We start from the raw sequence: 22,730 nt of genomic DNA, 5'->3' as shown, positions 1-22,730 counted from the left end.
ATGACGCGCCCGACGGCCGCCACCCCGTCCCCGAGCTGGACCCCCGATCAGCCGATCGTCCGCCTCGCCGACGTGCACAAGTCCTTCGGGACGTTCGCGGTGCTGAAGGGGATCAGCTTCGACGTCCGCAAGGGCGAGGTGGTGTGCATCATCGGCCCCTCGGGCTCGGGCAAGTCGACCCTGATCCGCTGCATCAACGCGCTGGTGCCGGTCACGGCGGGCTCGATCACGGTCGAGGGGATCGACGTCACCGATCCCCGGCTCGACAAGCTGGCGCTGCGCCGCAAGGTCGGCATGGTGTTCCAGCAGTACAACCTGTTCCCGCACAAGACCGCGCTGCAGAACGTGATGATGGCCCCCATCCACGTCCTCGGGCAGGACAGGCGCGAGGTCGAGGCCCGGGCGCGGACGCTCCTCGCCAAGGTGCGGCTCGCCGGCAAGGAGAACGCCTATCCGGGCGAATTGTCCGGCGGCCAGCAGCAGCGCGTGGCCATCGCCCGCTCCCTGGCGATGCGGCCCGACGTCATGCTGTTCGACGAGGTCACCGCCGCCCTCGACCCGGAGACGGTCAAGGAGGTGCTGGTGACGATCCGGGAACTCGCCGAGGAGGGCATGACCTGCATGCTCGTCACGCACGAGATGAACTTCGCCCGCGACGTCGCCGACCATATCTACTTCACGGACCGCGGCGTGATCGTCGAGCACGGGCCGCCCGCAACCTTCTTCGCCTCCGCGCAGGACGAGCGCACGCGCAGGTTCCTGTCGCAGGTGCTCTGACGCGCCTGTCGCGTCGCCCTCGGCGGTCACCATACGGTCCCGGGACCGCGGAGGGCGGCACCCGCGCGGGTCGATGCCGTGCCGGCGCTTCCAGCGGCGGGCACGCGGCGCGGATCCCGTCGCGGCACCGCCGCGGCCTGCACGGGCGGCTCGGCCGAGGATGGGAACGGCCCCCGTGGCCGGTCGGCCCGGACCTCAGCCGCCGTAGGGGTGCGAGGATCCGAACGGGTCCGCCAGGAAGGCGTCGAGTCCGTGCCCGGACAGGCCGACGGTGATCAGGAGGAAGCCCGAGGCGAGCGACAGGTTCTTCAGGAAATCCCAGAACAGGGTCCGCGCCTTGCTGTCGCCGGACTTGAAGAAGTCGCCCGGCTGCCAGAAGCGTTTGAACAGCGCGGCCGTGGCCGCACAGTATCCGGCCATGATCAGGGCCGCGAGGCGATCCGCGGTGCCGGTCAGGATGCCCAGGGGCATCACGATCTCGATGAAGAGGCCTGCGAGGATCGTGAGCGTGCCGAGCACGCCGGGAAACACCTCACGGGCCTGCGCGACCGCCCCCTTGAAGTTGAGAATCTTATCGAGCGCGCTCGCGGGAAAGAAGAGAACGACGAGACCGTAGCGGACGATCAGGGCGACGAGGCCGGCAGAGGTCACGGGGCAGTCTCCGGAGCATATGGCCGCCCGCCAGCAGGACCGCGGCCGTGAGGTTCCCTCGTAACGGAAAGGTCTTCCGTCACGATCGACAGGACTTGCGCTGCTCTCACGGAATTCACACCCGCAGGGCGAGCACATGTCTTTAAATCGGCCATCGATCAGACATCCGAATTGGTGCGTATCACGCCGATGGCTCGAACAGTCCGACCCGTCCCGGGTGAGCCGCCGGCATACGCGCTCACAGGGGAATGGCGTCGAAGCGGGCGATGCGTCCGGACGCTGGCGCTTCCGCGCCGGCCCCATTCGACTGACATCTGGGATATCCAAGTGCAGAAAAAATGCCGCGGATCCAGCGCAATCGATCACAAAAACTTGTATTACCAAAAATTCAGTTGCCCAGGCAGGGATTGTTTCTAAATCAGCACGCAACAATCCCGCGCAAACGAATTCGGAATGCCCGCGTCGATCGCTGACTACGCTTTAGCAGGCGACGGAAAGACTTGTGCGCCGATCGCGCGCACGGGATCTGTCGATTTCCTATGTTGGCCCCGCTTCGACAGCGGCGTGTGTTTCGCCGCCCTGCTGGGGGACGACAGCCATGGGCATTGGCGCCTCGCACCGGAGGGCTTCGTCACGGGCACGACCCGGCGCTACCGCGGCGATACCCTGGCGCTGGAGACCGAATTCACGACCGAGCACGGCGCGGTCCGCGTCATCGACTTCATGCCGCGCGACGACCTGCCGGGCTCCGCGCTGATCCGGATCGTCGAAGGTATCGGCGGCACCGTCCGCATGGATGGCACGATCCGGCTGCGCTTCGATGACGGCGACATGCCGCCCTGGCCGCAACAGCGGGGCGCCTGAGCGGCGCGGTCCGCCGCCGCGAGGTCCTCACGTTTTTTCGAGCGCGTACGTCGCGACGTGCAATCAAGGAGGCGCGAGCCGATGGCCGACAAACAGACGACCGAACCGGACGGCGAGGCCCTGCCCGACGCGGCGCGGCTCCCGAACGCGCCCTATCATCCGGTCCTGATGGGGCAGCCCGCCCTCGTCACCGGCGCCAATTCCGGGATCGGCGAGGCGGTGGCGATCGGCCTCGCCAGGGCCGGCGCCGACGTCGCGATCAACTACGTGACCCACCCCGAGGTCGCCGAGGAGGTCGCCCACACGATCACCAAGCTCGGGCGCCGGGCCATCACCCTGAAGGCGGATGTCAGCCGGGAGGACGAGGTCGAGGCGATGTACGCCAAGGCCATCGCCGAGTTCGGCACGCTCCACATCTCGGTGAGCAACGCGGGCCTGCAGCGGGATTCGGCCTTCGTCGACATGACCCTGGAGCAGTGGAACACGGTCATCGGCGTCAATCTGACCGGCCAGTTCCTCTGCCAGCGCGCCGCGGCACGCGAGTTCCTGAAGCGGGGCGTCGTCCCGTCGGTCTCCAAGGCGGCCGGCAAGATCATCTGCATGAGTTCCGTCCACCAGGAAGTCCCGTGGGCGGGCCACGTGAACTACGCGTCGTCCAAGGGCGGCATCAAGATGCTGATGGAGAGCATGGCCCAGGAACTCGGGCCGCATTTCGTGCGCGTCAACGCGATCGGCCCCGGCGCCATCCGCACGCCGATCAACACCGCGGCCTGGAACACGCCGGACGCCTACAGGGCGCTGATGACCCTCGTCCCCTACAAGCGCATCGGCGAGCCGGACGACATCGCCCAGGCCGCCGTCTGGCTGGCCTCCGACGCCGCCGACTACGTGACGGGCGCCACCCTGTTCGTCGACGGCGGCATGACCCTCTACCCCGGCTTCGCGACCGGCGGATGAGCGACCGGCGCCACCGCATCCTCATCCTCGGCGGGGGGATCGCCGGCCTCGAGCTGGCCACACGGCTCGGCCGGGCCCGTCGACGCAACGCGCTCGACGTGACGCTCGCCGACCGCAACCTCGTGCACGTCTGGAAGCCGATGCTGCACACCTTCGCCACCGGCATGGCCCGCCTCGGCCGGCAGGAGGTCGGCTTCCGCGCGCATGCGGCGGAGAACGGCTACCGCTTCGCGCCGGGCGAACTGGTCGCGCTCGATCGCACGGCGCGGGAAGCCACGCTGGCGCCCCTCGCCGGCCGGCCGGAACGGGTCGTGATCGCCTACGACGCGCTGGTGCTCGCCGTCGGCAGCCGGGTCAACGATTTCGGCACGCCCGGCGTCGACCGACACTGCGCCACGATCGACGACCTCGCGGACGCGGAGGCGTTCCACGCCCGGTTCCGCGACACGCTCATCGAGGCCCATGCGACCGGCAAGCCCGTGCAGGTCGCCATCGTGGGCGGCGGCGCGACCGGCGTGGAGTTGGCGGCCGAGATCAAGCAGGCGACCGACCGCCTCTCGGCCCTGCGCCAGGGCGCGCCGGTCACGCTGACGCTGATCGAGACCGGCGACCGCCTGCTGCCGCACTTCCCCGCATCGATCTCGGCCTCGGCGACGCGGACGCTCGCCGCCCTCGGCGTCGCGGTCCGCACGAAGACGAAGGTCGTCTCGGCGGACGCGCAGGGCTTCACGATCGAGGGCGGCGACCGGATCGACGCGACCCTGCCGGTCTGGGCCGCGGGGGTGAAGGCCCCCGGTGTCCTGGACGGGCTCGGGCTCCCATGTTCGAAGACGGGCCAGATCGAGGTCGGCTCCGACCTGCGCGCGACCGGCGACCCCGCGGTGTTCGCCCTCGGCGATTGCGCACGCTGCACGGACGGGGCGGGCCAGGCCGTCCCGGCGACCGCGCAGGCGGCGCGGGAGCAGGCGATCCACCTCGCGCACCACCTCGACGGTGCGCTGGCGGGGGCGCGCGTGCCGGCCTTCCGGTACCGCGACAGGGGCGCGATCGTCGCGCTCGGCGATTACAACGGCTGGGGTACGCTCGGGCATTACCGGTTCGGCGGCGCCCTGCGCGGGCTCACGGCCCGCACGCTGCACGCCCTGCTGTACCGGCGGCACCAGTTCGAGGTGCTCGGCGTCCGGCGCGGCCTGCTGACATGGATGGCCGACACGCTCGACGGCGCGGCGGGATCGCGGTTGCTCTGACGGCCGGGCGGGATGCCGGCTCGGTGCCACGTTTGGTGAGACCAGTCTTGTCCGGCGCGTTCCAGGGTCCGCGACCTTGGGCACGCCGCGGCCCCCTATCGATTGGCGGCCGGCACGAGACGATGAGGCCGGGACACAGGACGTCCGATGCTTGAGAACACGCTCCCCGTCCTGCTCGCCCGGCTGGATTTCGCCTGGATCACGACGTTCCATATCCTGTACCCGCCCCTGACCATCGGGCTGGCCGGCATGCTGTTCGTCGGCGAGGCGCTGTGGCTGCGCACCGATGACGAATACTGGTATCGGCTCACGCGGTTCTTCGAGCGGCTGCTGATCGTCAATTTCGCGGCGGGCGTGGCGACCGGCGTCACCATGGAGATGGCGTTCGGCATCCTGTACGGGCCGTTCTCGCAGGCGGCCGGCCCGTTCTTCGGTCAGGTCCTCGGCTACGAGACGATCACCGCCTTCATGTACGAGGCGGGGTTCATCGGGCTGATGATCTTCGGCTGGGGCAAGATCGGCCGCAAGATGCACCTGTTCGCGACCTTCAACGTCGCGCTGTCGTCGGCCCTGTCGGCGATGTGGATCCTCGACGCGAATTCGTGGATGCAGACGCCGACCGGCGTCGAATTGCGCAACGGCGTCTTCCACGTCACGAGCATGGCGAAGGCGCTGCTCAATCCGGACGTGCTCTACGCCTTCCCGCACATGCTGGTCGCCTCCTATGAGCTGGCGCTCGCCCTCGTGGGCGCGATCGCGGCCTGGTACATCCTCAAGGGACGCCACGTCGCCATGTTCCGGCGCGCCCTGCGCCTGGTGATCCTCGCGCTCGTCGTCGTGGCACCGCTGCAGGTCTGGCTCGGCGACGCGCTCGGCCTCACGGTGGCCCGGCACCAGCCCACCGTGCTCGCCGCGATGGAGGGCCATTACGACACCTACAACCCGGACGGCAGCGTCAACACCAGCTGGAAGCTGCTCGCCTGGCCCAACGCGCAGAACGACGGCACCGTCTGGTCGATCGAGATCCCGCACGTGCTGAGCCTGCTCGAGACCCACACGTGGAGCGGCAAGGTCACCGGGCTGAACGCATTCCCCGCCGATGAGCGGCCGCCGATGCTGATCCCGTTCTACGGCTTCCGCGTCATGGTCGCCTGCGGCCTCGGGATGGTCCTGGTCGCGTTCTGGGGGGCCTGGCTGGTCTATCGCCGCAGGCTCGACGCGCGCGGGGCCGGCACCGTCTGGTTCCTGCGCGCCGCCGTGGCGGCGGCGGCCCTGCCGTATCTCGGCATCTGGGTCGGCTGGTGGACCCGGGAGGTCGGACGCCAGCCCTGGGTGGTGTTCAAGATCATGCGCACCGCCGAGGGCGTGAGCCGCATGAGCGTTACCGAGGAGATCCTCTGGCTCGGCGGCTACATGGCGTTCGAGCTGACGGTCTGGGGCGCCGTCTGGTGGTACCTCGCCAAGCTCGTCCGCCAGGGGCCGGACCTGGACGCGCCGATCCCGGTCTTCGGCGGGGCGGATCCGGAGCCCGGGCGGGCCGGAGGCGCCCCTGTGCGGGAGACCCCCAAGGCCGAATGGCCGGCCGCGCCCGGCGGCATCCCCGCGTCCGGGGCGAGGTGAGATCATGGGTCCGCTCACGCACATCCAGCACGTCCTCGCCACCGGCTGGTGGGTCGCCGCCGCCTTCTGCCTCGTGCTCTACGTCGTCCTCGACGGGGCGGATCTCGGGGCCGGGATCTTCTCGCTGTTCGTCCCCGACGCCGACGAGCGCGGCGCGATCATGCAGGCCATGGCCGGGACCTGGGACGCGAACGAGACCTGGCTCGTGGTCGCCGGCGGCGTCCTGTTCGGGTCCTTCCCGTTCGTCTACGGCTCGGTGCTGAGCTACCTGCTCGTCCCGTTCGTCTTCATCCTGTGGGGCATCCTGACCCGCGCGGTGGCGCTCGAATTCCGCCACCTCGCCGAGCCGCGCTGGAAGCCGCTCACCGACCGGGCCTTCGGCCTGTCGAGCCTCGTCGTGACGTTCTTCGGCGGGATGGCGGTCGGCGCCGTGCTGCACGGCTTCCCGCTCACCGACACCCCCGACACCGTGCCGACCTATGTCGGCGGCGCCTTCCGGTTCATCAGCCTCTTCAGCGTGTGGACCGGCATCGCCGCGGTGGTCGTGGTCTCGCTCGCCGGCGGGCTGTTCGTGCGGGCCCGCTTCGAGCCGCAGGAGCGCGTGCGCCAGCGCGCCGCGGCCTGGACCGAGATCGTCTTCTACCTCGCACTGGGCGCCGTGCCGATCTCGGTGGTCCTCATGATGGTGACCTTCCCGTGGGCGCGGCAGACGTGGTTCGGGCCCGATGTCTGGCTCTGGGCGCTGATCCCGTTGGCCGCGATCGGCACGACCTTCCTGATGCGCCGGGCCAACCGGCGCGACCGGAACCTCGCCGCCCTGCTGTGGCTCGACGCCACCATCGTGATCATGGCGGCCGGCCTGATCGCGACCCTCTGGCCCGCCATCGTGCCGGGCACCTGGACGATCGACTCCGGGGCAAGCCGGGAGATCACGCTCCTGCGCTTCTACCTGACGCTGGCGTTCCTGTTCCCCGTGACCCTGATGTACAACTGGTACCAGATCTGGGTTTTCCGGGCGCGCGTCGCGAAGCTCGCCTCCTACCATGGGTGAGCGGTCGCCGGGCTCGACCGATCCGCGCGGCGCCGACCGGCTGCGGATCCTCGGACAGGTCTTCTGGAATCTCCGGATGCTCGGCCTGTTCCTCGTCGGCCCCGGGCTCGGCGTCGCCCTCGTCGGCGCGATCTTCGGTCTCGCGCCGCACCTCTACGGGGCGGCGGCCGGGATGTTCGGGCTCACCCTCGGCCTGTTCGCCCTGCTGGCCCGGGGGGAGTGGCGCCGGCTGCGCCGCGAGGCGGAGCGGCACCGGGCATGAGGCATGCACCCCCGATCCCGCAAACGGCCAAGCGGCGCCTCGATGGCTGGCTGCGCGGGGAATCGCGCTGCGCCCGCGTCCCGCTCCGCCTTTCGGTCGCCGCGGGTCTGGCGGGCGGCGTCGCGCTGATCGGGCAATGCTGGCTGCTCGCGCGGATCGTGGACGCGCTGGCGCTCGACCGCCGCGGCCTCACCGAGATCGCGCCGTCCCTGTACCTGTTGCTGCTCACCGTCGGGCTCCGCCTGGCCGCCTCCGTCGTCGCGGAGCGGGCCGCCTTCGAGGCCGGCGCGCGGATGCGGGACTTGCTGCGCGAGCGGCTCGTCGCGCACGCCGCCGCGCTCGGCCCCACCTGGGCGCGCACGCGCCGCGCCGGGGAGGTCGTGGGAACCTGGCTCGACGCCACGGAGAGCGTCGGGCGCTATTGCTCGGGCTACCTGCCCCAGGCGGCCCTCGCCGCCCTGATCCCGCTGGCCATCCTGGCCTTCGTCATCCCGACCGACTGGGTGTCGGGCCTGATCATGGCGCTGTCGGCGCCCCTCGTGCCGCTGTTCATGATCCTCATCGGCAAAGGGACGGAGGCCCTGAACCAAGCGCAGTGGCGGCGGCTCGCGCATCTGGGCAGCCACCTGTTCGACGCCGTCGAGGGGCTGACGACGCTCAAGCTGTTCGGCGCGAGCCGCGCCGAGGCCGAGGCGGTGGCGGTTCTGTCCGACACCTACCGGCGCGCCACGATGGCGGTGCTGCGCGTCGCCTTCCTCTCGTCGCTGGTGCTGGAGTTCTTCGCGACGGTCTCGATCGCCATGGTCGCCGTCTATATCGGCTTCCGGCTCTACTACGGCGAGATGCGCCTGCTTCCGGGCTTGGCGGTGCTGATGATCGCGCCGGACTTCTACCGCTTGCTGCGCGCCCTGGGGACGCAATACCATGCGCGCATGGAGGCGGTCGCCGCCGCGGAGGCGATCCTGGCGCTCCTGGAGACGCCACCGCCACCGGCCCCCGCCGGCACGCGGGACCTGCCGGGGCCGGTCCGCGCGGTGCGGTTCGAGCAGGTCTGGTTCGGCCATGGGGCGGCGCCGATCCTGCGCGGCGTCGACCTCGCTCTGGCGCGCGGGCGCTGCGTCGCCATCGTCGGCGCGTCGGGCGCGGGCAAGACGACGCTGGCCGATCTCCTGCTCGGCTTCCTCGCCCCCGATTCGGGGCGCGTCACCGTCGACGGCCTCGACCTCGCCGACATCCGCCCGGAATCCTGGCGGGCGCGGATCGCGTGGCTGCCGCAGCGCCCGACCCTGTTCCACGGCACGATCCGCGACAACATCCGGCTCGGTCGCCCCGATGCGGACGCAGCCGCGATCCGGCAGGCCGTCGCGCGGGCCGGCGCCGCGGGGCTGATCGCGGGCCTTCCCCAGGGCTACGACACCGTCGTGGGCGATCGGGGGCAGGGTCTGTCCGGCGGCGAGATCCAGCGCATCGCCCTGGCGCGGGCCTTCCTGCGCGGGGCGGATCTCCTCGTGCTCGACGAGCCGGCTACCGGTCTCGACGCCGCCAACGCGGCCCTGATCGCCGACAGCGTCCGGGCGCTTTGCGCAGACTGCGCCGTGCTGGTGATCGCGCATGACACCCCGTCGGTCCGCGGCGCCGACGCCGTCTTCCAGTTGACGGACGGCCGACTCGTGCCGGTCGCCCGCCCCGGCGCTGCAACGGACGCCGCGGCTCCGCCGGCCCACCCGCACCATGCGGAGGTGCTGCCGTGAGGACCGCATGGCGCCTGCTCGCCCTCTGCCGGCCGCATCTCCCCCTGCTCCTGGCGGGCATCGCGCTCAACGTCGGCGTGGTCCTGGCCAATGTCGGGCTCCTGGCCCTGGCCGGCTGGTTCATCACCGCGATGGCGCTGGCCGGCCTGGGGCTCGCCCCGATCGAGTATTTCGCGCCCGCGGCGGCGATCCGCGGCCTCGCCCTGCTCCGGACCGGCGGCCGGTATCTCGAGCGTCTGGTCACCCACGCGGCGACGTTCCATCTGCTGGCGACCCTGCGGGTCTGGCTCTACCGGCGCCTGGAGCCGCTGGCGCCGGCCCGGTTGCAGACGCACCGCGGCGGCGACCTCCTGAGCCGGCTGCGCAGCGATGTCGACAGCCTGGAGAACTTCTACCTGCGCGTGCTGGCGCCGACCGTCGCGGCCGCGCTGAGCGGGCTGCTCCTGGTCGCGTTCCTCGCCCTCTACGATCCGCCGGCCGCGCTCGCGCTGGCGCTCGGCCTGACCGTCGCCGGGCTGTGCATCCCGGTGGCGGCCGAGCGCCTGGGCCGCGCGCCCGGACGCCGCGCCGTCGCGATCCGCGCCGACCTGCGCGGCGACATGACCGACCTGCTCCGCGGCCTGGGCGATCTCACGGTCTGCGGCGGCGTGGCGGACCGCGCCGCCGCGATCCGCGCCCGCGGGCAAGCCCTGACCGCGGCCCAGCGCCGCCAGGCCCGGCTCGGCATCCTCGGCGGCGGCCTGTCGGGCGCGACTGCGACGCTGACGCTGGCCGGGGCGCTCTGCCTCATGGTGCCGGCCCTGCGCGCGGCGACGCTGACCGGCCCGGAGCTGGCCATGGCGGCCTTCCTCGTGCTCGCCGCCTTCGAGGCCGTGGCGCCCCTGCCGGCGGCGTTCCAGGCCCTCGGCGAGACGCTGGCGGCCGCCCGGCGCATCTTCGCGCTGGTCGATGCGGCGCCGGCCATCGCCGAGCCGCGGCAGGGCGCGCCGTTGCCCGCGCGCTTCGATATCGCGATCCGCGGGCTCCGGATGCGGTACGCCGAGACGGCGCCCTGGGCGCTGGACGGCCTCGACCTCGACCTGCCGGAGGGCGGCCGGCTCGGCCTCGTCGGGGCGAGCGGCGCCGGCAAGACGAGCCTGTTCAACGTGCTGCTCCGCTTCTGGGACTATCAGGCGGGCAGCGTCACGATCGGCGGCGTGCCGCTGCGGGACCTCGACGGCGACGCGGTGCGCGGGCTGTTCAGCGTCGTCGCCCAGCACACGCACCTGTTCAACGCCAGCATCCGCGACAACCTCCGGGTCGCCCGCCCGGACGCGAGCACCGCCGAGCTCCATGACGCGCTTCACCGGGCGCATCTCGGCGACGCCATCGCGGCGTTCGAGGCCGGGCTCGACACGATGATCGGCGAGAACGGCGCCTTGCTGTCGGGCGGCCAGGCCCGGCGTCTGGCGATCGCCCGCGCCTTCCTCAGGGACGCGCCGATCCTGCTCCTCGACGAACCGACCGAGGGCCTCGACGCGGGCTCCGAGCAGGCTGTGCTCGATGGGCTGAAGGCCCTGATGGTCGGGCGGACGACGGTGCTGATCACGCATCGGCGGGCGGCCTTGCGGGACCTGGACGCCGTGATCCGCCTGTCCGACGGAAAAGCGTGCGGCGCGCCGCCCGGCCTGACGGTCCGCTAGGACGCGTTGCGCCCCCGTGGGCCCCCGTCCCCGCAGGCCACCGGCACGGCCATGGGTGCCAAGGCCGGCCAATGATGGAAGCCTGATCGGGTCTCAAGGCGGCCGGCGCACCGGAGGGGGCGCCGGCCGCAGCCCGTTGAACGGGAGCGCGACGGGGTGCAGCCGATGGCCGCCCGCCGAGCACGCGGGCCTCTCGGTCGGCCGATCGTCGCCGGTCCGCTTCTTGCTCGCCCTCCGGCCGAAAAGTGCCCCCGCGGCTGCCGAACCGGGAGACCCTTCATGCGTCGATCCCTGCACACGGACGAGGAGATCGCCTTCCTGCTGGACGAGGCCGCGCGGGGCATACCGATCGCCGCGATCTGCGCGAGCGCCCATGTCTCGCTCGGCACCTTCTATCGCTGGCGGCGACGGCTCGGCGGATTGAAGCCCGCCGGCGTGGCCCGGCTCGATCGCGTCGAGCGGGAGAATGCCGGCCTCCGGGCGGAGGTCCAGCGGCTCCGGGCCGCCCTGCTCGGGCAACCCGTACGGGCGGAGCGCGCGCGGCCGGCCCAGACCGGGCCCGCAGGCCTGCGCCCGGCACCACGCCATCGCGGCGCCGAGGCCTGCGTCGGCCGGTTCGCCTTCGGACGAAGCGCGAACTGAGGCGCCGGGTTCGGCGCGGCCCCTATCCGCCGCGTGTGCCGGGCCTCAGGCCGACGCGGATGCGAGGGCGGCCTTCGGCATCAGCATGTGCACGCCCTTGTTGCCGTCCACCGTCTGGGTGATCCGCAGGTTCCCGGCGAGCGAGCACAGCATGTAGGCCTGGTTGCGGGTGAGGCTGGTGCGGGCGCAGACGAGGCGCACCATCTCGCGCACGGCCTGGCGCATCGCCTCGTCGAGGCTCTCGTGCAGGCCGATCGACATCAGGTCGGTGGGCGTCTCGGCGAAGGGCCACGCGCCCGGGAGATCCTTGCGGACGGTGAGCCGGAACGTGCCGGTCAGCCCGGTCTCCAGGGCGGTGATGCAGACCTCGCCGTCGCCCTGCACGCCGTGGCCGTCGCCCGCGTAGAAGCCGCCGCCGGGGTTGAACACCGGCAGGTAGAGGGTCGTGCCGACCCGCATCTCCTTGTTGTCCATGTTGCCGCCGAAGGCCCGGGGCACCGGCGTGCCGACCCGGCCCCAGGCGGCCGGCGGGGCGGTGCCCAGGATGCCGAAGAACGGGTCGAGCGGCAGCTCCGTGCCCCAGGGCAGGCGGCAGACGCCGCTTGCGGTGTCGATGTCGGCGTGGATCGTCTCATACTCGGTGAACTCGTCCGGCAGGGTGCCGAGCAGCGGCAGGATCGCCACGAAGCCCCAGTCGAGGCGGAACTTCAGATCGAGGATGTCGACCTGCAGCATGTCGCCGGGCTCGGCGCCCGCCACGTGGACCGGGCCGGTGACGAAGTGCGGGCCGGGGCCGCGCTGCAGCGTGTCGAGGGCGTGGAGCAGGTCGGCCGGCACCCGGGCCGGATCGGGGTGGATCGACTCGCGCCCGCCCGCCGGATGCGAATGCAGGGTGACGGTGTCGCCCGACTGCACCGTCAGCACCGGCGGCAGGGCGGCGTCGAAATAGCCGAGCACCATCGTCTCGGGCGTGGCGGGGATCTCGTGATGGGTCGACACGGCGGCTCCTTCTACGGATGTCAGACGGCGATGTGACGGGTGAGGGCTTCGTGGCTCAGCGCCCCGGGATCGCCGCGCGCGACGACGCTGCCGCGCGACAGCACCACCACGGTGTCGGCGACCCGGAGGGCGAAGTCGAGGTACTGCTCCACGAGGAGCACGGTGATCCGGCCCTTGAGCCCGGCGATCACCGCCTCGATGGCGGCGACGATCGAGGGCTGGATGCCCTCGGTCGGCTCGTCGAGCAGGAGCGCGCGGGGCCGCGTCGCCAGCGCCCGGGCGATGGCGAGCTGCTGCTGCTGGCCGCCCGAGAGGTTGCCGCCCGGCCGGTGCCAGAGGCCGCGCAGCGCCGGGAACAGGGCGACCGCCTCGTCGACCGCCCCGGTGCGCTCCAGCCCATGCGCCCGGGCCGCGACCCGCAGGTTCTCGGCGACGGTGAGATCCGAGAAGATCTCGCGGCCCTGCGGCACGTAGGCGAGACCCGAGCGGGCGCGCCGGTCGGGCGACAGGCGCGTCAGGTCCGTCGCGTCGAGGGCGATCCGGCCGCGGCTTTCCGGGATCAGGCCGGTGAGGCAGCGCAGCAGCGTGGTCTTGCCGGCGCCGTTGCGGCCGAGCACGGCGAGGCAGGCCCCCGGCTCGACGTCGAGGGCGATGCCGCGCAGCACCTGCGCGCTGCCGTAATGCTGGTCGAGCCCCTCGACGGCGAGGCGTGCGGGCGGCGAAGCGGGCGTCATCGGCCGAGGAACACCTCGATCACCCGGGCATCGGCCCGCGCCCCCGCCATGCTGCCCTCGTAGAGGGTCCGGCCCTCGTGCAGCACCGTCACCCGGTCGGCGATGGCCTCGACGAAGGCCATGTCGTGCTCGATCACCAGGATCGCCCGGTCGGGCCGGCGTAAGGCGCGGATCAGCGCGGCGGTCTGGGCGGTCTCGGCGTCGGAGAGCCCGGCCACGGGCTCGTCGAGGAGGAGCAGCGCCGGCTCGGCGGCCAGCACCATGCCGATCTCCAGCCACTGCTTCTCGCCGTGGGCGAGGCGGCCGGCCGGCACCGCGGCCCGGGGGCCGAGGCCGATCTCGCCGAGGACCGCGGCGATGCGGGCGGGGCGGTCCCTGGCCGGGAGGGCGGGTCCGCAGCCGATCTCCAGGTTCTCGTGCACGGTGAGCGCCGGGAAGACGCTGGGCTTCTGGAATTTGCGCCGCACGCCGGCCTTCGCGATCTCCGCCTCGGAGCGCTGGGTGAGATCGACGCGGTCGCCGAGCATCACCCGGCCGGAAACCGGCTTGGTGACGCCTGAGATCACGTCGAGCAGCGTGGTCTTGCCGGCGCCGTTCGGGCCGATCACCGCCCGCACCTCGCCGGGATCGACGGCGAGCGAGACGGCGTCGAGGGCCGTGAACCGGCCGAAGGCGACGGTGAGGGCCTCGACCACGAGGGCGGTCATCGGGCGCCCCGCAGCCAGGTCGGGCGCGGGCGCCAGTCCACGAGGTCGAGGAGGCCGTTCGGCAGGACCAGCACCACGACGAGCACCAGCCCGGACAGGATGAACGGCCACGCCTCCGGCATCGCGGCGCTGAGCCAGAACTTCAGGCCGTTGACCAGGATCGCGCCGATCACCGCCCCGCCGAGCCGCCCGAGCCCGCCGATCGCCACCCAGACGGCGATCTCGATGGACAGGTCGGGGGCCAGCACCCGCGGGTTGATGATGCCGACCTGCGGCACGTAGAGGATGCCGGCGAGCGCCGCGATCATGGCCGAGAGGCACCAGATCCCGAGCTTGAGCCGGGTGGTGCTGTAGCCCAGCGTGCGTAGGCGGGTCTCGTCGTCGCGGCAGGCGAGCATCCGCCGCCCGACCGCGCTGCCGACGAGGAGCCGCGTGCCGGCGAGCACCGCCGCCAGCGTCAGCAGGGCGGCGACCGCGAGCCCCGTCACCACGCCGGGGGAGCCCATCGGCCAGCCGAACAGCAGCGGGAAGCCGGTCATGCCGTTGTTGCCGCCGAGCCCGGTGTCGTTGCGGTACATCAGCAGCATCGCGACGTAGACGAGCGCCTGGCTGATGATCGAGAAGTAGACGCCGTTCACCCGCGAGCGGAACGAGGCGAGCCCGAACACGAAGGCGACGAGGCCGGCGACCGCCAGGGCGAGGACGAAGGCGTAGGCCGCGTGGTCGAGCCCGGCCCAGTAGGCCGGCAGGCGCGTCCAGCCCATGAACTGCACGAAGTCCGGCAGCACGCCGGTCGCGGCGACGCCGTGGGCCAGCAGGTGCATGGCGCAGACATAGCCGCCGATGGCGAAGAACAGCCCGTGCCCCAGGCTGAGGATTCCGAGATAGCCCCAGACCAGATCGAGGGAGACGGCCAGGATCGCGAAGGCGGCGAGCTGGCCGAGCGCGTTGACGAGATACGGCGCGGGGGGCGCCACGAGGAGCCCCGCGGCGGCGGCGAGGCAGAGCCCGACGAGCGCGGCCACCAGGGGATCGCGCACGGCGCGCCGCGCCGGTCCGGCGGGGGCGGCCAGGGCGGTCTGCGCGGCGCCGCTCATCGCCGCCGCCGCACGGCGAACAGCCCCTCGGGCCGGCGCTGCAGGAACAGGATGATGCCGACCAGCACGATCACCTTGGCGGCGACCGCGCCGGAGATCGGCTCGATCAGCACGTTGGCGCCCCCGACCCCGAGGGCCGCCACCAGGGTCCCGAGGAGGCTGCCGACGCCGCCCAGCACCACGACCATGAAGCTGTCGACGATGAAGCCCGAGCCCATGCCGGGATTGACGCTGTAGATCGGGCAGAGCGCCACCCCGGCGAGCCCCGCGAGCCCCGAGCCCAGCCCGAAGGCGAGGCGGTCGACCCGGCGGGTCGGCAGGCCGAGGCAGGCCGCCATGTCGCGGTTCTGGGTGACGGCGCGGATGTCGAGGCCGAGCGGCGTGCGGCGCAGGATCAGGAGCGTCAGGACGAGGGTCGCCGCCGCGAAGGCGATGGCGAACAGCCGGTTCCACGTCATCACGAAGTCGGCGTAGAGGGGAACGCCGCCGCTGACATAGGCCGGCATGACGAATTGCAGGTTCTGGGTGCCGACCGTCACGCGCACGAGGTTCACCAGGAACAAGCTCACCGCCCAGGTGGCCAGCAGGCTCATGAGCGGCCGTCGGTAGAGGTGGCGCAGGATCAGCGCCTCGACCGTGATCCCCACCAGGGCGACCGCCCCGAAGGCGACCGGGATGGCGGCGAGCAGGTAGAGGTCGAGCAGGCCGGGGGCGAGGCGGCGGAAGGCCTCCTGCACGCCGTAGGTGGCGTAGGCGCCGAGCATGATGAACTCGCCCTGGGCGAGGTTGATCACGCCCATCAGCCCGAAGATGATCGCGAGCCCGGCCGCCGCCATGAACAGGATGCTGGCGAAGCTCAGGCCGTTGTAGACGACCGCGAGCCCGTCGCCGATCGCCACCGCCCGGGAGACCTTGGCGAGCCCCGCATCCAGCGCCGCCCGGAAGGCCGGGTCGGCGGCGTAGGCGGGATCGCTCTTGAGCGCGGCGAGGCGCGCCTCAGCGGCCCCGGACGGGCTCGCGGCCACGGCGGCGATCGCCACCCGGCGCCGGGCCGGATCGGGCGACGACAGGGCGGCCGCCTGGGCGAGGCCGGCGATGGTCGCCTTCAGCGCGGCATCGGTCTCCGCGTCCCGCGCCCGGTCGAGCACGGAAGCCGGAACGGTGGCGATGCGCCGCTCGAGCACCGCCAGCCCGGCGCTGCGGGCGGCCGGATCCGGGCCGGTCAGCAGGGCGACGGTGCCGCGCGCGGTCTCGACGGCGGCCCGCTGGCGCAGGCCGAGGATCGGCGCGCGCGCCTCGGCGGCCGGCCGCACCGCGCCGGTGCGCGCGTCACGACCCTCCGGTGCGCCCGGGCGGTCGAGCAGGACCGCGCCGTCCGCCGGGCAAGACAGGCGGCGCTCGGCCAGCGCGCCGAGGAGCCCACCCGCGAAGGCGAGGTCGTCGGCCGGCAGATCCCCGGCGGCCTGCACGAGCCCCTCGGCCCCGCGGACCTGCGCGGCGCCGTCCCCGCACAGATCCGCCGCGAAGGCCGCCCGGTCGAGGGGCGCGGCGGCGGCCGAGACCGTCAGCAGCGCCAGACAGCAGAGGGCCAGGAGCGCGCGGAGCGGATCAGCCATAGGGGCTGAACGGGACCGGCTTCGGGGCGTCCGGGGATTGCCAGAGCACGTCGAAGCCACGCTTCTCGTTGACCGAGCCGATGAACACGCCGCGGGAGACGTAATTGTTCTCCCCCGTCATGGTCAGCGTGTAGCCCGACGGGTCGTCGAAGCTGAGCCCCGCGAAGGCCTTGCGCACCTCCGGCACCGCGAAGGAGCCGGCCTTGGCGGCGGCGAGCGCCCAGAGGTTGACGCTGTCATAGGCCGAGACCATCGGGTCGATCACCGTGTCGGCGCTGAACGGGACGTTCTTGGCCTTCACGTAGGCCGCCCAGTCGGCGAGGAACTTCTGATTCCGCTCGCCCTTGGCGGCCTGGAGATAGGCCCAGCAGTTCAGGTGGCCGACGAGCTTCCCGGTATCGAGACCTTCGAGATCGGCCTCCACCATGTCGAGGCCGAGGATCGGCACGTCGGTGGCGCTGATGCCCTGGTTGGCGAATTCGCGCAGGAAGTCGGGGATCGAGGAGCCGACCACGGTGAGCACCACGATCGCCTGACCGCCCGGCTGGCTGGCGAAGCTGCGGACCTGATTCACCAGCGTCTGGAAGTTCGAGAAGCCGAACGGCACGTATTCCTCGCGCCACGCGCTCTCGGGGATGCCCTTGCCCTTCCAGTAGCCCTTGAGCTGCTTGTTGATCGTGCGCGGCCAGACGTAGTCCGAGCCGATCATGAAGAACCGCTTCGCCCCGACCCCGTCCGGGCCCATCAGGTAGTCGACCGCCGGCAGCACCGAGCTCGCGGGCGGCGAGTTCACGTAGACGACGTTCTTGGAGTTCTCGTCGCCCTCGAAATGGAGCGGGTAGAACAGCAGCCCGTCATTCTGCTCGACCACCGGCAGCACCGACTTGCGCGACACGGAGGTCCAGCAGCCGAACAGGGCCGCGACCTTCTCCTGCTGGAGCATCTGGCGGCCGACCTGGGCGTAGAGCGGCCAGTCGGAGGCGGGATCGGAGGTCACGACCTCGATCTGGCGGCCGTTGACGCCGCCACGTCCATTGATCGCGTCGGCGGCCATGCGAACCACGTGGTTCAGCCGGCCCTCGAGATTGGCCATCGTGCCCAACGACGAGAACAGGCAGCCGAGCTTGACGGTGTCGGCCGCGAAGGCCGGGCGGATGAGGGCCGGGGCTGCCAGCAGCGCCGCCGTGCCGACGAAGCTGCGCCGCGTGAGATGCGTCATCAGACCCGAAGCTCCTGTGAACGACGGGTCGATTGTCGGCTGCCGTCCGGGGGACGGGAAGGTCAAAGAGACTGCAGGTCGGCGACGCCCTTGCGCATATTGGCGGCATCTGCGCGCCCGCGGGGCGGGTCTCAGCCGGGAACGTCAAAATTGACGTTCCGGATACGCGTCCATCCGCCGGATCCCGAGCGAGCGACTGTCTTCCAGCGAGGAAGACGGTGACGCGCTGGCGGGGCCACGTCGCCGGATGCGGCTCAACCGGACATCGCGGCCCTTCTGGCACGCTTCTTGTGAGCATCCCACCAGCGCAGCGTCGCCCCCTGGCGACAGCTCCAGGTTGGCGTGCCGTCGAGACCATGAGGTGCCGGATGGCCGGATCTCATCGACCGACCTGACACGGCCCCAAGCCAGACATCTCCGCGCGCTCGGCCGGAACCGGCGCGCACCGCCCGCAAGACCCGACATCCGCCTCCCGAGGAGAGCCGATATGTGCGACCGTCACGGCGATTATCGCGTTCCCGATTTCACGCCCGCCTTCTCGCGGTTCAAGCCCAGCCGCAGGCGCTTCCTCGGCGGCACCGCCGCCGCCCTCACCTTCGCGGTGGGACCCGGCATGATCGGCCGGGCCGCGGCCGCCACCGACATCCGGGCGACCCACGGCACCGGCTTCTGCAACCTGAACTTCTTCCTGGCCGAGGCGATGCAGCTCGCCAAGGATGACGGGCTGACGATCGACTTCGTGAATACCCCGACCTTCTCGGATCAGGTCACCTTCCTCGGCATGGGCCAGGTCGATGCCGGCGTGATGCCCTATACGAGCTTCATGGCGCTCTACGACGCGGGCGCCCCGGTGAAGATCGTGGCCGGCGGCGGCATCGAGGGCTGCGTGCTCGTGGCCCAGCCCGGCCTCGACAGCCCGGAGAAGCTCAAGGGCAAGACGCTCGGCACCTTCCAGCTCGATACGCTGGAGGTGCTGCCCTACGACTGGCTGAAGAAGAACGGCGTCGCCTTCAAGGACATCACGGTCCGCTACATGGGCTCGACCCCGGAGGCCGTGGAGGCGTTCCGCGCCGGGGCGCTCGACATCATCGCGACGATTGAGCCCTACGGCACGGCGCTCCTCACCGACGTGAAGGGCGCGGTGAAGCTCTCCGACGGCACCGACATCTACGGCAAGGGCTACACCGACTGCGTGCTGGCGGTCCGCAACGAGCTGATCGCCAAGAACCCGGGCGCCGTGAAGGCCCTGATCAAGGGCATGATGAAGGCGCAGGCCCTGGCCGAGGGCGACCCCCAGGCCGCCCTGAACAAGCTCGTCGGCTCCTACTACAAGACCTCGATGAGCAACGCCCAGCTCGCCATGGGCCGGCAGCCCTCGGTGGTGGACGCCCGCAACCAGACGCAGTTCATCCTCGACCGGACCGATTCCGTCGCCGAGATGGGCTACATCAAGAAGAAGCCCGGCCGCGACGCGATCGACTGGACCCTTCTGGAACAGGTCATCGCCGAGAACCCGGATCTCTACGGCAAGCTCAAGCTGAAGTCGGCCTGAGCGGATGGCCGTCGATCTCGCCCGCGCCGCCGTCCCGCACGTCCGGCCGCGCGCGCCCTTCGGTCAGCGCCTCGCGCTGCCCGAAGGGTTCGTCCCGCTCCTGCAGCGGACCGGCTGGATGCTGGTCTCGGTCGGCTGCTTCGCCGGCCTCTGGGAGCTGCTCTGGGCGTTCGGCATCGCCGATGCCAAGCTGCTGCCGCCGCCGCACATCTTCCTCGGCAACCTCGCCGAGCAGGCGCGCTTCTTCAACACCGCGCAGCGCTGGCAGATCGGCACCGGGATGAATGCCGGGCCGAGCCCCGCCATGGCGGTGCTGATCACCGTGCTCGCCTCCACGGGCCGGGTGCTGGCGGGCCTGGCCCTGGCCGCCACCCTGTCGATCCTGGTCGGCGTGGCGATCCGCTACGTCGTGCTGGTCGAGCGGCTGACCCTGCCGACGATCACGCTCCTGGCGCCGGTCTCGCCGATCGCGTGGCTGCCGGTGGCGATCTTCATGTTCGGGATCGGCAACGCCCCGGCAATCTTCATGGTATTCATCGCCTTGTTCTTCACGATGGTGCTCTCGACCATCCAGCAGATCGACGGGGTCAACCGGAACTACATCAACGTCGCCCGGACCATGGGCGCGTCGAAGCGGCAGATCTACGCCCGGGTGATCGTGCCGGCGATCCTGCCGGGGCTCCTCGCGGTGCTGCGCCTCAACCTGTTCGGCGCCTGGATGGTGGTGCTCGTCGCCGAGGCGACCGGCGTCGGCTACGGGCTCGGCCAGGTGATCATGCTGGCGCGCAACACCTTCAACCCGTCGCTCGTGTTCTTCACCCTCACGCTGATCGGCCTGCTCGGCTTCGCCTTCGACCTGCTGTTCCGGGTGGTCCAGCGGCGGCTGCTGTACTGGCTTCCGCGCGACACGGGGGCCGCCCTTGGCCTTTGATCTCAGCTCCGACGACGCCGTCTCGTGCCGCGGCGTCGCCAAGGTCTGGGCGGCCGGCACCGCCCGCGCCCACGAGGCCCTGCGCGACATCGACCTCACCGTGCGGCCCGGCGAGTTCGTGGTGTTCCTCGGCCCCTCGGGCTGCGGGAAGAGCACGCTGCTCTACCTGATCGCCGGGCTCGAACCCGCCTCCGGGGGCGAACTCCTGGCCTTCGGCGAGACCGTCACCGGGCCGTCGCCGGAGCGCAGCCTGATCTTCCAGGAGACCTCGCTGCTGCCCTGGCTCAGCGTCTGGCAGAATGTCAGCTTCGGCCTGTCGCTGAAGGGCGTGCCGGAGGCCGAGCGCCGGAGCGTCGCCCGGGCGGCGCTCCAGCGGGTCGGCCTCGCCGAGGCCTTCGACAAGCGGCCGGACGAATTGTCGGGCGGCATGCGCCAGCGCGTGGCCGTAGCGCGGGCGCTCGCCATGCGCCCCAAGGTCCTGCTGATGGACGAGCCCTTCGCGGCGCTCGACGTTCAGACCCGCCAGAAGATGCAGGACTTCCTGCTCGACGTCTGGCGCGACAGCGGCGCCTCGGTGCTGTTCGTGACCCACCACATCGACGAGGCGGTGGCGCTCGCCGACCGGGTGGTGGTGTTCACCGCGCGACCGGGGCGGATCAAGACGATCGTCCGCAACGACCTGCCCCGCCCACGCGACCCGTTCTCGCCCGAGGCCGAGGCGATGCGGCGGCAACTGACGGAACTCCTGCGCGACGAGGTCGACCGGGCCTTCGCCGAGCAGGAAGCGCTCGTCTGACCCTTTCCCAATCAAGATGGACCCAACCATGGCCACATCGCTGATCCGCAGCCGGCGGATGATCACCCGCACCCTCGACCACGACCGCTGGGAGGAGATCGCCGACGGCGCGGTGCTCCAGAAGGACGGGCTCATCGCGGCGGTCGGCACCTACGCGGACCTGCACGCCCGCTACCCCGACGCCCCGGTGATCGGCTCGGGCCGCGAGATCCTGCTGCCGGGCTTCGTCAACGGCCACCACCATGTCGGCCTGACGCCGGTGCAGCTCGGCTCCCCCGACATGCCGCTGGAACTGTGGTTCGTCACCCGGATGGTGGCGCGCAACCTGAACCTCTACCTCGACACCCTGTACTCGGCCTTCGAGATGGTCGGCTCCGGGATCACCACGGTCCAGCATATCCACGGCTGGATGCCCGGCAGCCTGGAGGAGGTCGAGGCACGCTCCAACGAGGTGCTGCGCGCCTATCGCGACATCGGCATGCGGGTCTCGTACTGCTTCGCGGTCCGCGACCAGAACCGCCTCGTCTACCAGGCCGACAGGGACTTCGTGGCGAGCCTGCCGGCCCCGCTGCAGGACCCGATGAAGCGCTGGTTCGAGCGCTTCCAGATGTCCCTGGAGGACAATTTCTCCCTGTTCCGCAGCCTGCACAGCGGCCAGGAGGGCGCCAGCCGGGCCAAGATCCAGCTTGCGCCCGCCAACCTGCACTGGTGCTCGGACGCGGCCCTCGAAGGCTTGGCCGGCCTGTCGGAATCCTACGACGTGCCGATGCACATGCACCTCGTGGAGACCGCCTACCAGAAGGCCTATGCGGAGAAGCGCGGCGGCGGCACCGCGGTCGAGTACCTCGACCGGTTCGGCATGCTCGGCCCCCGCCTGACCCTCGGCCACGGGGTCTGGCTCAACGAATCCGACATCGACCGGGTCGCGGCGACCGGCACCTGCATCTGCCACAACTGTTCCTCGAACTTCCGGCTGCGCTCCGGCGTGGCGGCGCTCAACCGGTTCGAGGCGAAGGGCATCAACACGGCGATCGGCCTCGACGAGGCCGGCATCAACGACGACCGCGACATGCTGCAGGAGATGCGCCTCGTGCTGCGCGCCCACCGGGTGCCCGGCATGGACGAGGCCGAGGTGCCGAGCATGGCGCAGGTGCTGCGGATGGCGACCGTCGGCGGCGCCCGCACCACGCCCTACGGCGACAGCCTGGGCACGATCGAGGTCGGCAAGGGCGCCGACATGGTCCTGATCGACTGGGACCAGATCGCCTACCCGTATCTCGACCCGGAGACGCCGCTCCTCGACGCGGTGATCCAGCGGGCCAAGACCGGCGGCGTCACCACGGTGCTGTGCGAGGGCGAGGTGCTCTACGCCGACGGGCGCTTCACCCGGGTCGACCGGGACGCCGCCCTGAAGGCGCTGCACGACGACCTGTCGCGGGCGCTCTCGGACGACGAGGTCGAGCGCCGCCAGCTCTCCAAGGCGCTGCTGCCGCACGCGAAACGCTTCTACGCCGACTACATCGACCCGTCGCGGCACGAGCCGTTCTACCGCCCGAGCTCGCGCGTCTGAGCAGA

21 protein-coding genes are annotated in these 22,730 nt (G+C 71.5%); 14 read left to right on the top strand and 7 right to left on the bottom strand.

Features of this window, described 5'->3' with window-relative positions:
- Positions 1-777 (top strand): amino acid ABC transporter ATP-binding protein, encoded by a 777-nt coding sequence (locus AAHG09_RS17120; protein WP_342108654.1) that lies wholly within the window; start codon positions 1-3, stop codon positions 775-777.
- 195 nt (positions 778-972) lie between these two features.
- Here AAHG09_RS17120 and AAHG09_RS17115 read toward each other — a convergent pair whose 3' ends face one another.
- Positions 973-1,428, bottom strand: coding sequence for a DoxX family membrane protein (locus tag AAHG09_RS17115; RefSeq protein WP_342108653.1), 456 nt, complete (start codon positions 1,426-1,428; stop codon positions 973-975).
- 453 nt (positions 1,429-1,881) lie between these two features.
- On the opposite strand from AAHG09_RS17115, the gene AAHG09_RS17110 reads away from it, so the two are divergent.
- The 9 genes from AAHG09_RS17110 to AAHG09_RS17070 all read left to right on the top strand — a co-directional run bounded on the left by AAHG09_RS17110 (position 1,882) and on the right by AAHG09_RS17070 (position 11,504).
- Complete coding sequence (locus tag AAHG09_RS17110; protein WP_342108652.1) at positions 1,882-2,292, top strand: trehalase-like domain-containing protein; 411 nt, start codon at positions 1,882-1,884, stop codon at positions 2,290-2,292.
- 81 nt (positions 2,293-2,373) lie between these two features.
- Complete coding sequence (locus AAHG09_RS17105; RefSeq protein WP_342108651.1) at positions 2,374-3,249, top strand: SDR family oxidoreductase; 876 nt, start codon at positions 2,374-2,376, stop codon at positions 3,247-3,249.
- Positions 3,246-4,496, top strand: a complete 1,251-nt coding sequence (locus tag AAHG09_RS17100) for an NAD(P)/FAD-dependent oxidoreductase (protein WP_342108650.1) — start codon at positions 3,246-3,248, stop codon at positions 4,494-4,496. Before AAHG09_RS17105 ends, AAHG09_RS17100 begins: the two co-directional genes overlap by 4 nt.
- Before the next feature lie 147 nt (positions 4,497-4,643).
- Entirely contained in the window at positions 4,644-6,116 is a 1,473-nt protein-coding gene (locus AAHG09_RS17095; protein WP_342108649.1) for a cytochrome ubiquinol oxidase subunit I, read from the top strand.
- 4 nt (positions 6,117-6,120) lie between these two features.
- Complete coding sequence (locus tag AAHG09_RS17090; RefSeq protein ID WP_342108648.1) at positions 6,121-7,167, top strand: cytochrome d ubiquinol oxidase subunit II; 1,047 nt, start codon at positions 6,121-6,123, stop codon at positions 7,165-7,167.
- Positions 7,160-7,429 carry a hypothetical protein gene (locus AAHG09_RS17085; RefSeq protein ID WP_342108647.1) on the top strand — a complete coding sequence of 90 codons (270 nt, stop codon included), beginning with the start codon at positions 7,160-7,162 and terminating at the stop codon, positions 7,427-7,429. Before AAHG09_RS17090 ends, AAHG09_RS17085 begins: the two co-directional genes overlap by 8 nt.
- A complete protein-coding gene (gene cydD / locus AAHG09_RS17080) occupies positions 7,426-9,180 on the top strand; it encodes a thiol reductant ABC exporter subunit CydD (protein WP_342108646.1) in 1,755 nt (584 codons plus the stop codon). Before AAHG09_RS17085 ends, cydD begins: the two co-directional genes overlap by 4 nt.
- Positions 9,177-10,862 (top strand): thiol reductant ABC exporter subunit CydC, encoded by a 1,686-nt coding sequence (gene cydC, locus AAHG09_RS17075; RefSeq protein ID WP_342108645.1) that lies wholly within the window; start codon positions 9,177-9,179, stop codon positions 10,860-10,862. The genes cydD and cydC overlap by 4 nt, the downstream gene beginning before the upstream one ends.
- 279 nt (positions 10,863-11,141) lie before the next feature.
- Positions 11,142-11,504, top strand: a complete 363-nt coding sequence (locus AAHG09_RS17070; RefSeq protein ID WP_342108644.1) for a transposase — start codon at positions 11,142-11,144, stop codon at positions 11,502-11,504.
- A 45-nt stretch (positions 11,505-11,549) separates the two neighbouring features.
- Here AAHG09_RS17070 and AAHG09_RS17065 read toward each other — a convergent pair whose 3' ends face one another.
- Genes AAHG09_RS17065 through AAHG09_RS17040 form a run of 6 tightly spaced genes read right to left on the bottom strand, consistent with a single transcriptional unit; the run spans position 11,550 to position 17,876 of the window.
- Complete coding sequence (locus tag AAHG09_RS17065) at positions 11,550-12,503, bottom strand: acetamidase/formamidase family protein (protein WP_342108643.1); 954 nt, start codon at positions 12,501-12,503, stop codon at positions 11,550-11,552.
- Between the two features lie 20 nt (positions 12,504-12,523).
- On the bottom strand, positions 12,524-13,237 hold the full coding sequence (gene urtE, locus AAHG09_RS17060) for an urea ABC transporter ATP-binding subunit UrtE (RefSeq protein ID WP_342108642.1): 714 nt from the start codon (positions 13,235-13,237) through the stop codon (positions 12,524-12,526).
- The gene (locus AAHG09_RS17055) at positions 13,234-13,944 is read right to left on the bottom strand and encodes an ATP-binding cassette domain-containing protein (protein WP_342108641.1); all 711 of its coding nucleotides are present in this window, start codon (positions 13,942-13,944) and stop codon (positions 13,234-13,236) included. Before AAHG09_RS17055 ends, urtE begins: the two co-directional genes overlap by 4 nt.
- Positions 13,941-15,041, bottom strand: a complete 1,101-nt coding sequence (gene urtC / locus AAHG09_RS17050; RefSeq protein ID WP_342108640.1) for an urea ABC transporter permease subunit UrtC — start codon at positions 15,039-15,041, stop codon at positions 13,941-13,943. The genes AAHG09_RS17055 and urtC overlap by 4 nt, the downstream gene beginning before the upstream one ends.
- The gene (urtB, locus tag AAHG09_RS17045; protein WP_342108639.1) at positions 15,038-16,657 is read right to left on the bottom strand and encodes an urea ABC transporter permease subunit UrtB; all 1,620 of its coding nucleotides are present in this window, start codon (positions 16,655-16,657) and stop codon (positions 15,038-15,040) included. Before urtB ends, urtC begins: the two co-directional genes overlap by 4 nt.
- The gene (locus tag AAHG09_RS17040; RefSeq protein ID WP_342108638.1) at positions 16,650-17,876 is read right to left on the bottom strand and encodes a transporter substrate-binding protein; all 1,227 of its coding nucleotides are present in this window, start codon (positions 17,874-17,876) and stop codon (positions 16,650-16,652) included. Before AAHG09_RS17040 ends, urtB begins: the two co-directional genes overlap by 8 nt.
- A gap of 487 nt (positions 17,877-18,363) precedes the next feature.
- On the opposite strand from AAHG09_RS17040, the gene AAHG09_RS17035 reads away from it, so the two are divergent.
- Genes AAHG09_RS17035 through AAHG09_RS17020 form a run of 4 tightly spaced genes read left to right on the top strand, consistent with a single transcriptional unit; the run spans position 18,364 to position 22,725 of the window.
- Entirely contained in the window at positions 18,364-19,428 is a 1,065-nt protein-coding gene (locus AAHG09_RS17035; RefSeq protein ID WP_342108637.1) for an ABC transporter substrate-binding protein, read from the top strand.
- Positions 19,429-19,432: 4 nt separating this feature from the next.
- Positions 19,433-20,359: an ABC transporter permease gene (locus AAHG09_RS17030; RefSeq protein ID WP_342108636.1), complete on the top strand. Its 927-nt coding sequence runs from the start codon at positions 19,433-19,435 to the stop codon at positions 20,357-20,359.
- Positions 20,349-21,155 (top strand): ABC transporter ATP-binding protein, encoded by an 807-nt coding sequence (locus AAHG09_RS17025; protein WP_342108635.1) that lies wholly within the window; start codon positions 20,349-20,351, stop codon positions 21,153-21,155. Before AAHG09_RS17030 ends, AAHG09_RS17025 begins: the two co-directional genes overlap by 11 nt.
- A 28-nt stretch (positions 21,156-21,183) precedes the next feature.
- Positions 21,184-22,725, top strand: a complete 1,542-nt coding sequence (locus tag AAHG09_RS17020; protein ID WP_342108634.1) for an amidohydrolase family protein — start codon at positions 21,184-21,186, stop codon at positions 22,723-22,725.
- Positions 22,726-22,730 lie beyond the last annotated feature (5 nt).

The sequence above is a fragment of the Methylobacterium guangdongense genome, assembly GCF_038442355.1.
In the GTDB taxonomy this organism is placed as follows: domain Bacteria; phylum Pseudomonadota; class Alphaproteobacteria; order Rhizobiales; family Beijerinckiaceae; genus Methylobacterium; species Methylobacterium guangdongense.
The sequence above is the reverse complement of the archived record's forward strand: the minus strand, read 5'-3'. Positions and strand labels throughout refer to the sequence as shown.

Excerpts from the sequence above, each read along its gene's own strand:
- AAHG09_RS17110 (WP_342108652.1), top strand. The coding sequence starts at position 1,882 with ATGCCCGCGTCGATCGCTGACTACGCTTTAGCAGGCGACGGAAAGACT.
- AAHG09_RS17120 (WP_342108654.1), top strand. The coding sequence starts at position 1 with ATGACGCGCCCGACGGCCGCCACCCCGTCCCCGAGCTGGACCCCCGAT.
- urtB (WP_342108639.1), bottom strand. The coding sequence starts at position 16,657 with ATGGCTGATCCGCTCCGCGCGCTCCTGGCCCTCTGCTGTCTGGCGCTG.
- AAHG09_RS17020 (WP_342108634.1), top strand. The coding sequence starts at position 21,184 with ATGGCCACATCGCTGATCCGCAGCCGGCGGATGATCACCCGCACCCTC.
- AAHG09_RS17070 (WP_342108644.1), top strand. The coding sequence starts at position 11,142 with ATGCGTCGATCCCTGCACACGGACGAGGAGATCGCCTTCCTGCTGGAC.
- AAHG09_RS17095 (WP_342108649.1), top strand. The coding sequence starts at position 4,644 with ATGCTTGAGAACACGCTCCCCGTCCTGCTCGCCCGGCTGGATTTCGCC.
- AAHG09_RS17090 (WP_342108648.1), top strand. The coding sequence starts at position 6,121 with ATGGGTCCGCTCACGCACATCCAGCACGTCCTCGCCACCGGCTGGTGG.
- urtC (WP_342108640.1), bottom strand. The coding sequence starts at position 15,041 with ATGAGCGGCGCCGCGCAGACCGCCCTGGCCGCCCCCGCCGGACCGGCG.
- AAHG09_RS17100 (WP_342108650.1), top strand. The coding sequence starts at position 3,246 with ATGAGCGACCGGCGCCACCGCATCCTCATCCTCGGCGGGGGGATCGCC.
- AAHG09_RS17030 (WP_342108636.1), top strand. The coding sequence starts at position 19,433 with ATGGCCGTCGATCTCGCCCGCGCCGCCGTCCCGCACGTCCGGCCGCGC.
- AAHG09_RS17105 (WP_342108651.1), top strand. The coding sequence starts at position 2,374 with ATGGCCGACAAACAGACGACCGAACCGGACGGCGAGGCCCTGCCCGAC.
- urtE (WP_342108642.1), bottom strand. The coding sequence starts at position 13,237 with ATGACGCCCGCTTCGCCGCCCGCACGCCTCGCCGTCGAGGGGCTCGAC.
- AAHG09_RS17055 (WP_342108641.1), bottom strand. The coding sequence starts at position 13,944 with ATGACCGCCCTCGTGGTCGAGGCCCTCACCGTCGCCTTCGGCCGGTTC.
- cydD (WP_342108646.1), top strand. The coding sequence starts at position 7,426 with ATGAGGCATGCACCCCCGATCCCGCAAACGGCCAAGCGGCGCCTCGAT.
- AAHG09_RS17085 (WP_342108647.1), top strand. The coding sequence starts at position 7,160 with ATGGGTGAGCGGTCGCCGGGCTCGACCGATCCGCGCGGCGCCGACCGG.
- AAHG09_RS17035 (WP_342108637.1), top strand. The coding sequence starts at position 18,364 with ATGTGCGACCGTCACGGCGATTATCGCGTTCCCGATTTCACGCCCGCC.
- AAHG09_RS17040 (WP_342108638.1), bottom strand. The coding sequence starts at position 17,876 with ATGACGCATCTCACGCGGCGCAGCTTCGTCGGCACGGCGGCGCTGCTG.